Source organism: Synechococcus sp. A15-62, from assembly GCF_014280075.1.
Lineage (GTDB): Bacteria > Cyanobacteriota > Cyanobacteriia > PCC-6307 > Cyanobiaceae > Parasynechococcus.
In genome coordinates this window covers 1,372,163-1,384,851 of sequence record NZ_CP047950.1, presented here as the reverse complement: position 1 = coordinate 1,384,851, position 12,689 = coordinate 1,372,163, and the positions used below count along the sequence as shown (strand labels likewise).

At 63.3% G+C, this 12,689-nt stretch carries 12 protein-coding genes; 5 read left to right on the top strand and 7 right to left on the bottom strand.

The window, feature by feature from the left end:
* Positions 1-7: 7 nt before the first annotated feature.
* The 4 genes from bioB to lysA are packed head-to-tail and all read right to left on the bottom strand — an operon-like array spanning position 8 to position 4,011.
* A complete protein-coding gene (bioB, locus tag SynA1562_RS07945) occupies positions 8-1,003 on the bottom strand; it encodes a biotin synthase BioB (RefSeq protein WP_186493434.1) in 996 nt (331 codons plus the stop codon).
* Positions 1,000-1,782, bottom strand: coding sequence for an isoprenyl transferase (locus tag SynA1562_RS07940; protein WP_186493433.1), 783 nt, complete (start codon positions 1,780-1,782; stop codon positions 1,000-1,002). Before SynA1562_RS07940 ends, bioB begins: the two co-directional genes overlap by 4 nt.
* A complete protein-coding gene (cdaA, locus tag SynA1562_RS07935; protein ID WP_011364590.1) occupies positions 1,779-2,609 on the bottom strand; it encodes a diadenylate cyclase CdaA in 831 nt (276 codons plus the stop codon). The genes SynA1562_RS07940 and cdaA overlap by 4 nt, the downstream gene beginning before the upstream one ends.
* A gap of 22 nt (positions 2,610-2,631) precedes the next feature.
* The gene (lysA, locus tag SynA1562_RS07930; RefSeq protein ID WP_186493432.1) at positions 2,632-4,011 is read right to left on the bottom strand and encodes a diaminopimelate decarboxylase; all 1,380 of its coding nucleotides are present in this window, start codon (positions 4,009-4,011) and stop codon (positions 2,632-2,634) included.
* Between the two features lie 3 nt (positions 4,012-4,014).
* Here lysA and SynA1562_RS07925 point away from each other — a divergent pair, with 3 nt between their 5' ends.
* The 5 genes from SynA1562_RS07925 to SynA1562_RS07905 all read left to right on the top strand — a co-directional run bounded on the left by SynA1562_RS07925 (position 4,015) and on the right by SynA1562_RS07905 (position 9,823).
* Positions 4,015-4,530 carry a GNAT family N-acetyltransferase gene (locus SynA1562_RS07925; RefSeq protein ID WP_186493431.1) on the top strand — a complete coding sequence of 172 codons (516 nt, stop codon included), beginning with the start codon at positions 4,015-4,017 and terminating at the stop codon, positions 4,528-4,530.
* 176 nt (positions 4,531-4,706) lie between these two features.
* Complete coding sequence (locus tag SynA1562_RS07920) at positions 4,707-7,247, top strand: ATP-dependent Clp protease ATP-binding subunit (RefSeq protein WP_186493430.1); 2,541 nt, start codon at positions 4,707-4,709, stop codon at positions 7,245-7,247.
* Complete coding sequence (locus SynA1562_RS07915; protein ID WP_186493429.1) at positions 7,247-8,347, top strand: iron-containing alcohol dehydrogenase family protein; 1,101 nt, start codon at positions 7,247-7,249, stop codon at positions 8,345-8,347. Before SynA1562_RS07920 ends, SynA1562_RS07915 begins: the two co-directional genes overlap by 1 nt.
* Entirely contained in the window at positions 8,344-9,210 is an 867-nt protein-coding gene (locus SynA1562_RS07910) for an alpha/beta fold hydrolase (RefSeq protein ID WP_186493428.1), read from the top strand. The genes SynA1562_RS07915 and SynA1562_RS07910 overlap by 4 nt, the downstream gene beginning before the upstream one ends.
* Positions 9,203-9,823, top strand: coding sequence for an LmeA family phospholipid-binding protein (locus SynA1562_RS07905; protein WP_186493427.1), 621 nt, complete (start codon positions 9,203-9,205; stop codon positions 9,821-9,823). The genes SynA1562_RS07910 and SynA1562_RS07905 overlap by 8 nt, the downstream gene beginning before the upstream one ends.
* 6 nt (positions 9,824-9,829) lie before the next feature.
* Here SynA1562_RS07905 and SynA1562_RS07900 read toward each other — a convergent pair whose 3' ends face one another.
* From SynA1562_RS07900 to SynA1562_RS07890, 3 genes are read right to left on the bottom strand one after another with little or no spacing between them, the layout of a single operon-like run.
* Entirely contained in the window at positions 9,830-10,696 is an 867-nt protein-coding gene (locus SynA1562_RS07900; RefSeq protein ID WP_186493426.1) for a phosphatidate cytidylyltransferase, read from the bottom strand.
* A 30-nt stretch (positions 10,697-10,726) separates the two neighbouring features.
* Positions 10,727-11,236: a septal ring lytic transglycosylase RlpA family protein gene (locus SynA1562_RS07895; protein ID WP_186493425.1), complete on the bottom strand. Its 510-nt coding sequence runs from the start codon at positions 11,234-11,236 to the stop codon at positions 10,727-10,729.
* 46 nt (positions 11,237-11,282) lie between these two features.
* Positions 11,283-12,686 carry a lysine decarboxylase gene (locus tag SynA1562_RS07890; RefSeq protein ID WP_186493424.1) on the bottom strand — a complete coding sequence of 468 codons (1,404 nt, stop codon included), beginning with the start codon at positions 12,684-12,686 and terminating at the stop codon, positions 11,283-11,285.
* Positions 12,687-12,689: the final 3 nt, after the last annotated feature.

The following is a 12,689-nucleotide window of genomic DNA, read 5'->3' as shown; positions in this document are numbered from 1 at the left end:
GTGCTGATCAGCTGGGAGAACAGCTGATCGGCGCCGCCGTCTCCTCCTGCCAATTGGCGGTCACCCCCGCATCGGCGAGCAGTTGGCGGTCAGCCTCCACATCCGGGTTGCCGGTGGTGAGCAGAACATCGCCATAGAAGATCGAATCGGCCCCCGCCTGCAGGCAGAGGATCTGCGCTTCCCGGCTCATTGATTCGCGGCCGGCGCTCAACCGCACCCGGGCGTGGGGCATCAGGATCCTCGCGGTCGCGACCATCCGCACCAGCTCAAGCGGTTCAAAGGGAGCCTGATCTTCCAGAGGGGTGCCTTCCACCGCCACCAGCCCGTTCACAGGAACGCTTTCGGGATGGGGGTTCATGCTGGCCAGCACCTGCAGCATGGAGGCGCGGTCCCGCAGAGTTTCACCCATGCCGATGATGCCTCCGCAGCAAAGGGTGATGCCGGCCTTGCGCACCCGTTCCAGGGTTTCCAATCGTTCCTGATATGTGCGGGTGGAGATGATCCGGTCGTAGTGCTCGGGGCTGGTGTCGAGGTTGTGGTTGTAAGCGGTGAGGCCGGCCTCGGCCAACCGTTCCGCCTGCTGGTCCGTGAGCATCCCCGCGGTGACGCAGGCCTCCATCCCCATGCCACGCACCCCGCGCACCATCTCGAGCATCGCCTCAAACGGAGCGCCATCTCGGATCTCGCGCCAGGCCCAGCCCATGCAGAAGCGGTCCGCACCGGCCTCCTTGGCGGCCCTGGCCCGCTGAAGCACCGGCTCCACCTGCATCTGGGCCTCAAAGGCCGTCACGTCACTGCTGTTATGGATCGATTGGGAGCAGTAGGCACAGTCTTCTTCGCAGCCCCCCGTTTTCACGCTCAGCAGTGAGGCCAGCTGCACCCGGTAGCCCGGGTTGGCTTCCCGATGCACGGTTTGGGCCTGCCAGAGCAGCTCCATCAAAGGAAGTTCCAGCAGGGTCTGGATCTCTTCGGTGGTCCAGTCGTGGCGGATGCTGAGGGTCATGGGCGGATCGGATCAAGACCGCCGAAGCGGCGGTGGCGACATTGGAAATCGAGCAGGGCGGCTTTCAAGGCATCGGCATTGAAGTCAGGCCAGAGCACATCGGTGACGTGAATTTCGGCATAGGCCAGCTGCCAGAGCAGGAAATTGCTGATGCGATGTTCCCCGCTGGTGCGGATCAACAGATCGGGATCCTGTTCGCCAGCTGTGAACAGTTCGGCGGCGATGCTGTTCTCGTCGATGCTGTCGGGGTCCAGCTCTCCCGCAGCAGCGCGTTGGGCCAGCCGTTGAGCGGCCTGCACCAGCTCCCGTCGTCCGCCGTAGTTGGTGCACACGTTGAAGTGAATGCCGTTGTTGCCCGCCGTGCGGGCCGTGGCATCGGCAATCAGCTCCTGCAGTTTCTGGGGCAGGGCTTTCAAATCGCCGAGAAAGCGGATCCGCACCTGTTCGGCCTCCAGGGCCTGCAGTTCGGCCTGCAACACCCGTTCGAACAGGGTCATCAGGAAATTCACCTCCTCCCCCGGGCGCGACCAGTTCTCCGTGGAGAAGGCATAGGCCGTGAGGGCTTGGATGCCCCAGTCGCTGCACAGCCGCAGGGTGGACTTCAGCGATTCAACGCCGGCACGATGCCCCATCACGCGCGGCAAACCCCGGGATTTCGCCCAGCGACCGTTGCCATCCATGATCAGTGCCACGTGCTGCGGGAGCCGACCTGGGTCGAGGTCCGCAGGCAGAAGCGAACGATCGGCCGTGTCAGTGCTGGTGGCCGGAGGGCGGCTCAAGACAGCGATTCAGACGGAGCGCTACCCACCGTACGTCGTGCCGGCGGCATCGATTCGGCCGTACTGAACAGCTCCTTGAGCAGTTCCTGGAGGCGAGAACTGGTGATCGGTCGTTCCAGCTTGCCCTGGTTCGCCAGCGACAGAGTTCCGGTTTCTTCCGACACCACGATGCAGATGCAGCGATCGAAGCGTTCGGTGATGCCGAGGGCCGCCAGATGACGGGTGCCAAAACGGCTCACGCTGTGCCTCGACAGAGGAAGAATCACCCCCGCCGACTCGATTCGATTGCCCCGCACCAGCACCGCACCGTCGTGGAGGGGGGTGTCAGCGGCGAACAGGTTGAGCATCAGCTCACGACTCAGCACGGCACCAATGGGAATGCCGGGATTGAGAAAGTCCTCAGGCCTGAGGTCGCTTCCCAGGTCCACCACGATCAAGGCCCCACGTCGCAGCTGCGACAGCCGGCCTGCGGCCTCGGTGATCTGGTTGACGGTGCCCGCCGAAGCGCTGAACTCCTTCTGGGGATTGCCCAGCAACACGGCCAAACGACCGGTGCCCAGCAACTCCATCAAGCGACGCAGCTCCCCTTGCCAAAGGATGGCCAGGGACAGCGAACAGGCCATGACCAGCGCGTCCACCAGCTTTGTGGTGAGGGGCAGGTTGGCGAAGCGCTGGACGAACCAGGCCATCGCAACCAGAAACAACCAGCCACGAAGCAGCCAGAGGGTGCGCTGCTCGTTAACGCGAGAAAAAAGCAGAAAGCCGATGGAAGAGGCAAAGAGAACGTCGAGCACCAGGCGCGGATCCACCACCGCCAACACGTTCACTCCGCCTTTCTCACCACTGCATTCAACGTAACGCGTTGAATCGTTCTGGCAAAACGTCGTAGCGCAGCAGGTCATCCGGCTGCTCCCGCTTCTGCACCAGTTCGGCTGACCCGTCGTGCACCAGAACGGCGGCGGGCCTCGGGATCCGGTTGTAGTTCGAACTCATCGAGGCGTTGTAGGCACCGGTGGCGAACACGGCGACGATGTCACCGCTCTCGGTGGTGGGCAGGAGCAGGTCTTTCAGCAGCACATCGCCGGATTCGCAGTGCTTGCCCACCAGGTTCACGCTTTCGTCTGGCTTGGCCAGGGGGCGATCGGCCAGGCAGCAGGTGTAGAGCGACTGGTAGGTGATCGGGCGAGGGTTGTCGCTCATACCGCCGTCGATGGCCACGTACGTGCGCACGTTCGGGATTGTTTTGCGTGAGCCCACCGAATACAGGGTCACGCCAGCGGTCGCCACCAGGGAGCGACCCGGTTCGCACATCAAACGCGGCAGCTCGAGGCCCCTCTCCTGGCATGCGCTGGTGACAGCCTCGGCCACCACCTTGATCCACTGCTCAATGCTCGGGGGGTCGTCCGACTCCACATAGCGGATGCCCAGGCCACCGCCCACGTTGAGGTCGGTTACGGGATGCCCCAGGTCACGGGCCAGCTTCAGCTTGTCGGCCATCACCGCCGCCAGATCCCGGTGGGGCTCGAGTTCAAAAATCTGGGATCCGATGTGGGCATGCAGCCCGGTGAGCTGGGCCCAGGGTTGTCCCACCAGGCTGCGCAGCACGGGTTCCACCTGCTCGGGATCGAAGCCGAACTTGCTGTCCAGGTGACCGGTGCGGATGTATTCGTGCGTGTGACATTCGATGCCGGGGGTGAAGCGCAGCATCAGGCGAGCCGGTTCCGATCCCGCAGGAACCAGTTCAGCCAGGCGGTCGAGGTCGTGCTGGTTGTCCACCACGATCGTCACCTTGTTGGCGTAGGCGAGCAGCAGCTCTTCGTCGGATTTGTTGTTGCCGTGCAGCACCATGCGATCCCCGGGCATCCCCCCCCGCAGGGCCGTCAGCAATTCACCGGCGGACACGGCATCCAGCCCCAGCCCCTCGGAGGCCGCCAGGCTGCTCATCACCAGGGAGCTGTTGGCTTTGGAGGCGTAGATCGGCAGGGACGGCCCGGCGTAATGCTTGTTCAGGGCCTCGCGGTAGGCGCTGCAGGTGGCCCGAACGGTGGCTTCATCCAGCACATACAAAGGTGTGCCGTAACGCTCGGCCAGATCGCTGAGACGACACCCTCCAACCACAAGACGGTCGGTGCCGTCGAGTTCTGTGGTGATCGGGGTCAGGTTGCGATTAGGGCTCTCCGCATCCCGGTTGGCCTCGAAGGGCCGTTGACTGGTGATGGTTTGGGTCACGGAGTGGCGGCGTCGAAGGGCAATCTAGGAATCGACCCTGTAGGGGGCGGACCGACTGCGCAGATCCTGCGTCTTGACCCGTCCTGGCAGCAAGCCTGTCTGGCACTGGATCAACGGGCGCTTAACGGCTTCTGGACCGAAGAGCAGTGGCGGCGGGAGCTGGACGACCCCCGGCGCCTCTGCATCGGTCTTGTGCGGCCCGACGCCCTGATGGGGGTGGCTTGCGGCTGGCTGGTGGCTGATGAGCTGCACATCACAGCGGTGGCTGTGGATCCCGACAGGCGTCGCAGCGGCCATGCAGGTTTGCTTTTGCAAGCACTGTTGCAACGGGCACGACAGCACGGTGCCGTGCACGCCACTCTCGAGGTGGCCAGCGACAACGTTGCCGCTCTGGCGCTTTACGCCAAAGCCGGTTTCCGCACCGCAGGCACCCGTTCCGGGTACTACTCCGATGGTCGCGATGCCCTCATTCAGTGGTGTCGCATCCCACCAGCCCCGATTCCCACGTCGGCGGTTTGAAGTTGTTCGGTTTCCCGTCCCTGGGAGACAAAAAAAGCGGTGAATCTTGTTGGATTCATTGTTATTTTTTGTGCGCTTCAGGCCAGTCTCAGACTGGAAAGTGACCGAACAAACCGAACACTCACAGCGGTCCCACAACCCTGATAGCTTGGTGACATCACTGCATTGGCCCAGCGATGTTTGAACGCTTCACCGAGAAGGCCATCAAGGTGATCATGCTGGCCCAAGAAGAGGCCCGCAGACTTGGTCACAACTTCGTTGGTACTGAGCAAATCCTCCTCGGCCTGATCGGCGAGGGAACGGGGGTTGCCGCCAAGGTCCTCAAGTCGATGGGGGTCAACCTCAAAGATGCCCGGGTTGAAGTTGAGAAGATCATCGGCCGTGGATCCGGCTTCGTCGCTGTTGAGATCCCCTTCACTCCCCGCGCCAAACGCGTGCTGGAGTTGTCTCTTGAAGAGGCTCGTCAGCTCGGTCACAACTACATCTGCACCGAGCACCTGCTGCTCGGTCTGATCCGTGAGGGCGAAGGTGTTGCCGCCCGGGTGCTGGAGAATCTTGGTGTCGATCTCGCCAAGGTGCGCACCCAGGTGATTCGCATGCTGGGTGAAACCGCTGAAGTCTCCGCCGGTGGCGGTGGCGGCGGTGCCAAGGGATCCACCAAAACCCCCACCCTCGACGAGTTCGGCAACAACCTCACTCAGCTCGCCACCGAAGCGAAGCTCGACCCGGTGGTTGGTCGTCACAACGAAATCGATCGCGTCATCCAGATCCTGGGCCGCCGCACCAAGAACAACCCTGTGTTGATCGGTGAACCTGGTGTCGGTAAGACCGCCATAGCTGAAGGCCTGGCTCAGCGCATTCAGCAGGGCGACATCCCCGACATCCTCGAAGACAAGCGCGTCCTCACCCTCGATATCGGTCTGTTGGTGGCTGGCACCAAGTACCGGGGTGAGTTTGAAGAGCGCCTCAAGAAGATCATGGAGGAGATCAAGGCCGCCGGAAACGTCATCCTCGTGATCGACGAGGTTCATACCCTGATCGGTGCCGGCGCTGCTGAAGGAGCGATCGACGCCGCCAACATCCTCAAGCCGGCCCTCGCCCGCGGTGAGCTCCAGTGCATCGGTGCCACCACCCTGGATGAGTACCGCAAGCACATCGAACGGGACGCTGCCCTGGAGCGGCGCTTCCAGCCGGTGAATGTGGGTGAGCCGTCCATCGACGACACCATCGAAATCCTGCGCGGCCTGCGCGAGCGTTACGAGCAGCATCACCGCCTCAAAATCACCGACGACGCCCTTGTGGCGGCTGCAACCCTCGGCGATCGCTACATCTCGGATCGCTTCCTGCCCGACAAGGCCATCGATTTGATCGATGAAGCCGGCTCCCGGGTGCGCTTGCTCAACTCGAAGCTGCCCCCCGCGGCCAAGGAGGTGGACAAGGAACTGCGTTCCGTCCAGAAGGACAAGGAGGATGCCGTCCGCGATCAGGACTTCACCAAGGCCGGTGAACTGCGCGAGAAGGAAGTTGAACTGCGGGAGCAGATCCGTTCTCTGCTGCAGGCCAACAAGGACGAGGCCAAGGCTGATACCACTGCTGAATCCGGGGAAACGACTTCCACTGAGGCGGCTGCTTCAGACAGCTCACCGATGGTGAACGAGGAGGACATCGCTCAGATCGTCGCCTCCTGGACCGGTGTTCCGGTGCAGAAGCTCACCGAGAGCGAGTCGGTCAAGCTGCTCAACATGGAGGAAACCCTCCACAAGCGGCTGATTGGCCAGGACGAAGCCGTCAAGGCGGTGTCCAAGGCCATCCGCAGGGCCCGGGTTGGCTTGAAGAACCCAAACCGCCCGATCGCCAGCTTCATCTTCTCCGGCCCCACCGGTGTGGGTAAAACCGAGCTCACCAAAGCTCTGGCCACCTACTTCTTCGGTAGCGAAGAGTCGATGATCCGCCTCGACATGTCGGAATTCATGGAGCGCCACACGGTCAGCAAGCTGATCGGTTCGCCTCCGGGCTACGTGGGCTTCAACGAGGGCGGTCAGCTCACCGAGGCGGTGCGTCGCCGGCCTTACACCGTGGTGCTCTTCGATGAAATCGAGAAGGCGCACCCCGACGTGTTCAACCTGCTGCTGCAGCTTCTGGAAGACGGTCGCCTGACCGATTCCAAGGGCCGCACGGTCGACTTCAAGAACACCCTGATCATCATGACCTCGAACATCGGTTCGAAGGTGATCGAGAAGGGAGGCGGCGGCCTCGGCTTCGAATTCTCCGGTGAAAGCGCTGAGGAGTCTCAGTACACCCGGATCCGTTCCCTGGTGAATGAGGAGCTCAAGCAGTACTTCCGCCCTGAGTTCCTCAACCGTCTCGACGAGATCATCGTCTTCCGTCAGCTCAGCCGCGACGAGGTCAAGGAGATCGCCGAGATCATGCTCAAGGAGGTCTTTGGCCGCATGGGCGAGAAGGGCATCACCCTGACCGTGTCCGATGCGTTCAAAGAGCGCCTGGTGGAGGAGGGCTACAACCCTGCCTATGGCGCACGTCCTTTGCGTCGGGCCGTCATGCGTCTTCTCGAGGATTCCCTCGCCGAAGAGGTGCTGTCGGGTCGGATCAAGGACGGCGACCACGCCGAAGTTGATGTCGACGAGAACAAGAAGGTGGTGGTCCGCCACAAAGGTCAGGTGGACACGGCACCGCAACTCGCTGGTGCCAGCGTCTGATGGTTCGATCCATCTCGTCCCATTCCATTGCCCCCGCCAACGTCTTGCGGGGGGATGGAGCCTGGGATGAGGCCTTGCCTCAGATCAAATCCCTCTGTTCACGTCCGTTGGTCCTCGGTCGCAGTGCTTGCACTGCGGATCAGCGTCAGCTTTTGGTCTTGGATCTCCAGGCCCAGGGGCTCAATCCTCTTCAGGCTCAGCTCCAGTTCGATTGCTGTGAGCAGGATCTGCAGAGATTGGCTGCCGAAGCCAAGGGCTGTGACGCCGTTCTGGCCGCCGGCGGTGGAAAAGTGCTGGACGCCGGCAAGCTGCTGGCCCACCGCCTCTCTCTTCCCTGCATCACCGTTCCGCTGAGTGCCTCCACCTGTGCTGGTTGGACGGCACTCTCCAACATCTATTCCCCTCAGGGTGCTTTCGAAGGGGATGTTGCCCTCGATCGTTGCCCAGATCTTCTTGTCTTCGACCATGGCCTGGTGCGTCAGGCGCCACCGCGCACCTTGGCCAGTGGTGTCGCTGATGCCCTGGCCAAGTGGTACGAAGCCTCAGTGAGCAGCGGCGACAGCAGCGATGGTCTGGTGCAGCAGGCCGTGCAGATGGCGCGGGTGCTGCGGGATCAATTGCTGATCGACAGCCCAGCGGCGCTGCAGGACCCAGACAGTGCCGCCTGGGTGCGCACCGCTGAAGCCTGTGCCCTTACCGCCGGGGTGATGGGGGGACTCGGTGGTGCTCGTTGCCGCACCGTTGCGGCCCATGCCGTTCACAACGGCCTCACCCAGCTTGAGGCTTGCCACCACGTTCTCCATGGCGAGAAGGTGGGTTTCGGAATCCTTGTGCAGCTCCGCCTGGAGGAACGCCTGGGCGGCAATCGGCTTGCAGGCCAGGCGCACCGACAGCTGTTGCCGCTGCTGCGGCAGCTCGGCTTGCCCGTCAGTCTTGATGATCTGGGTCTGGCACAGGCCAGCCTCAGTCAGTTGCAGGAGGTGTGTCGCTTCGCCTGCCGAGAGGGTTCCGATCTGCATCATTTGCCCTTCGCTGTGACGCCTGGTGCTTTGCTGGAGGCCCTTGTGGGTGCTGCGGAACTCAGCCCCAGCAGCCTTTGAAGACGCTCCTGGATCAATTGCGCCCGGCTCTGCTTGACCCGCAGGCCGAGTCCCTCGCTGCTCAGGTGCAGTGGTGGAATTTGCCTGGCCTGGGTGTTGATGATCCCTTCCCGGTGGCGGTTCTTGGCCAAGGCTCTCCGTTGTTGCTGCTGCATGGTTTCGACAGCAGTTTTCTCGAATACCGGCGCCTGGCTCCCCTCCTGGACGATCGGTTTCAGCTGTTCATCCCCGATCTGTTCGGTTTTGGTTTCTCGCCCCGTCCCTTGGGCCTCAACTACGGACCGGAACCTGTTTTGCGGCATCTCGATGCCCTGCTGAAGCGGCTTCCCACCGAGGCTCCGGTGGGTCTGATCGGGGCCTCAATGGGAGGGGCCGTGGCCGTGGAATTGGCCCGACGTCATCCCGAGCGTGTGGCTTCTCTGCTGCTGCTGGCTCCAGCTGGTCTCACGGGGCGTCCGATGCCTGTGCCGCCCCTTCTGGATCGTGTTGGTGCCTGGTTCCTGGGTCGTCCCGGCGTGCGTCGGGGGCTGTGTCGCCAGGCTTTCGCCGATCCCGATGCGGATGTGGGAGCTCCGGAAGAGCAAATCGCCTCGTTGCACCTGCAATGCCCCGGCTGGGCTGAGGCCTTGGCAGCCTTCGCCCGAAGCGGTGGTTTCGCTGGCTCTGGCGATCCCCTGCCCCCCCAGTCACTGCACGTGATCTGGGGTGATAACGATCGGATTCTGCGTGCTCCGCAGAAACAGGCGCTTCAGGCCTTGCTCGATCAGCCCGTGGAGACCTTCCCCTCCTGCGGCCACCTCCCCCATATCGATCAGCCCCGCAAGGTGGCTGAGCGTTGTCATGACCTGTTGACCCATGGCTGATCCCGTTCTCAACGTGCTGGCAGGGGCCCTGCGCCTCTGGATTCGCAGCCAGTGCGACAGCCTCGGCAGCCTCGAACTGGCCCTGAACGGTTCCACCTGGTCGTTGTTGCGAGGGCGTCTGGATGGGGTGACCCTCAAGGCGAGGGATGCCTGTTTCCAGGGCCTGCCCTTGCAGAGCGTGGAGTTGTGCAGCGGTCCGATTGCGGTGGACATGAAGCTGCTGAGTCCCGGTCAGATGCTGGCCCTGCAGCAGCCGTTCCAGGTGGAGGGAGAGGTGCGCTTCAACGGCCGTCAGCTCAACAGTGCTTTGCTGGCTGAACCCTGGCGTTGGCTTGGGGATTGGATGGCTGAGCAGCTGATGGGCCTCAGCCCATTAGGGGCTCTTCGCATTGATTCGGATCTGCTCGAGTTGCAGGTTCCCGTCGCTGCCCATCAGGACCCCGCTCGCCGTCGTTTCCGCCTCAATGCCGAGCAGGGAACTCTGTGCTTCCGGCCCGAGACCGCTGATCAACCGTGCACCTTGCTTCCGATGGATCCCGCCATTCGGATCGAGCAGGTGCAGCTGGCGAGTGGTCAGTTGGCCCTCAAAGGTCAGGCCAGCGTCACCCCTTAGCGCTGGTTACGGCGCCAACAGCGGCTGGCAGAGAGCGATTGCGTAGAAGACCACCGCTGGGGTGAACAGATAACTGTCGATCCGGTCCAGGATCCCGCCATGGCCGGGCAGAACATCACCGGAATCCTTCACGCCTGCATCGCGTTTCATCATCGATTCGGTCAGGTCTCCCACCAGGGCGAATAGAGCGATCAGTGCCCCCAGCAGCAGGCCTGGCAGGCCATGCAGGGCCCAGCCCATCAGCTGACCGCAGACCAGGCCAACCAGCATGGACGACATGAATCCACCGATCGCCCCTTCGATGGTTTTCCCGGGGGAGATCGGTGAGAGGGGCCGTCGCCCGTAACGCCGTCCCACGGCCCAGGAGCCGATGTCGGTGGCGACGATCATCAGGCAGGCCGACAGCGTGATCTCCAGACCGTTGTCCAATCCGCGCAAACTCAGCCAGTGGCTGGGCAGAAACCCGAGGTAGAACAACCCGAAGATCGATGCCGCAATGTCGGCGATGGAACCCGTCACCGGTTGCAGCAGCAGCCAACCGCAGATGGCGGCTCCGGAGAGCGGCAGAACGGCATGGGCCACATCAGCCGGTAGCCCGCCCTGAATCGCCCACTGGGTGGTGAACAGCAGCAGTTGGCAAGCCACCAAGGTGGTTTTTGTGGCGGGGCGAATTCCCTTGAATTTCGCCATCCGGAAGAACTCGAGCAGGCCGAGGTGCACCATTCCCCCCAGCGCGGCGGTGAACCACCACCCGCCCAAGCTCACCACCAGCAGGCCAAAGCCGCCCACACCAAGGCCACTGATCAATCGCTTGCGCAGCGCTGCTCGGGCCGCTGGCGCTTGGCTCTGATCGAGGACAACCTCACGGATCACGCTGATTGGAGGAGTCCTGTGGTCACACTATCAATCGCCCTTGGCAAGGATCTCAAGCCTCACCGGTACCTCCCCCGCTTGCATCATCTGAAGTTGTGAGGCAGCGCCATGGGCCAGATCGATCACCCGTTGGTACTTGAACGGTCCGCGGTCATTGATCCGCACCACAACGCTGCGGCCATTGCTCAGATTGGTGACGCGCACCTTGGTGCCGAAGGGCAGGGTTCGATGGGCTGCCGTCAGCGTGCCCTTGCTGAAGCGCTCACCATTGGCCGTGGTGCGGCCGTAGAACCCTGGCCCGTACCAGCTTGCAGCGCCCTGCACCACCTCGATCAGTTTGCTGGGGGTGGGCTTGGGGGTTGCGATCTGCCTCGGTGGGGCCGGTAGAGGCCTGACAGGGACGACCGTCCTGACGTCCTGGATGGTGATGGCCTCTCTGATCTCCGTGATGTCTTCGACCAGAAATTCCTCGCCACTGGGGCTGGCCCCAACGGAGGGGCCCAGAAACAGCGCCATCAGCAGCAAGGTCAGAGGTTTCATCCACCGCAGCCGAATGCATGGATTGAAGCGGCATTGGGTCTGAATTTCATCCCCCGCTCACCACAGACAGCCTGTCCGGCATCTGGTCTCCCCAGAACAGCTGCTGGCGCTCGAGCCAGCACTGTCGCTGGCGATCCAGCCGTTCGCCGGGAATCAGCAGGGGGATGCCCGGTGGGTAAGGGCACAGCAGCTCAGCCGCGATGCATCCCTCCGCGTCCTTCAACGCCTCCTGGTGATGCGCCGCTGTCCACGCCCGGCTTGGTGGTTGCGCTGTGGTGGTGACCAGCGGCAGCGGTGGGGCTTCGAAGGCTGGCAAGGGAGCGCGATCGGGGAAGCTCCGCAGCAGGCTCTGCCAGTGATGCCTCATCTGCCGACCCAGCCCTCGGTGGCGTGCCAACCCCAGGCAGAAGGTGAGGCTGGCTGGTTCTGGTAATTCGCCCACCAACCCGCGGGGCAGAAACCAATCGTCGGCATCCAGGCCGGTGATTCCCGCTTGGCCCGTGTGCAGGATCAGGCGCAGCGGATCTTGGTTGTTCAGCAGCGGCACGCCGCTGTTGCGCAGATCCTCGGCGAGGGCTGCAGCCTCCTGCAGACGCCGCAGCAATTGCCGGCGTCCCTTGCGCCGCCGCCAGTGTTGAAGGGCTTCTTCGCAGGAGGCCAGTAGCAGCGCACTGGGGCTGGTGGTCTGAAGCAGGCCCAGGCTGCGTTCCACCCGCACGGGATCCAGACGCTCCCCCTGCAGCCAGAGCACCGCCGTTTGCGCCAGTGCTGCAGCAGATTTCTGCAGGGAATGCACCACAAGATCAGCGCCGCAGTGCAGGGCGCTGGGGGGAAGGGGGTGATCCACCCCAGTGGCGAAATGACAGCCGTGGGCTTCATCCACCAGCACGCAACAGCCCTGTTGCTGCAGCTGCTGAATCACCGCCGTCGGGTCATTGGCATAGCCCTGGTAGGTGGGATGCACCAGAACCGCGGCACGGATCGGTGCTCCATCGCGGGGTAGGGCCTCCAGAACCCGCTCGATCCAGGCCGAATCCGCCGGTGCCGGCTGGCCTCGGTCGCTTTGAAAGGGGAGATCGAACAGCACTGGCCGCAGGTCCCCAAGAATGCAGGCCTGAATCAGGCTGCGATGGACGTTGCGGGGCAGCAGCACCCGCTCTCCGGGCCGGGCCATGGCCAGCAGTGCGGCCTGCAGCAACCCCGTGGCCCCGTTCACCCCGTACCAGCAGCGCGCCACTCCCATCTGTGCTGCGGCGGAACGTTGGCTGTCGGCGATGGCGCCGTCCGCCTCCAGCGGACCGCCAAGGGCCGGGAGTTCCGGTAGGTCCCAGATGCCAGCGCGGCGTCGCAGTAATTGACGCAGTCCATCCGGAAGGGCAGCCCCCCGTCCATGGGCCGGCAGAAACAGGGGCTGACCGAGGCGACGGGTGAGCTGGGGCAGAAGCGCCATCAA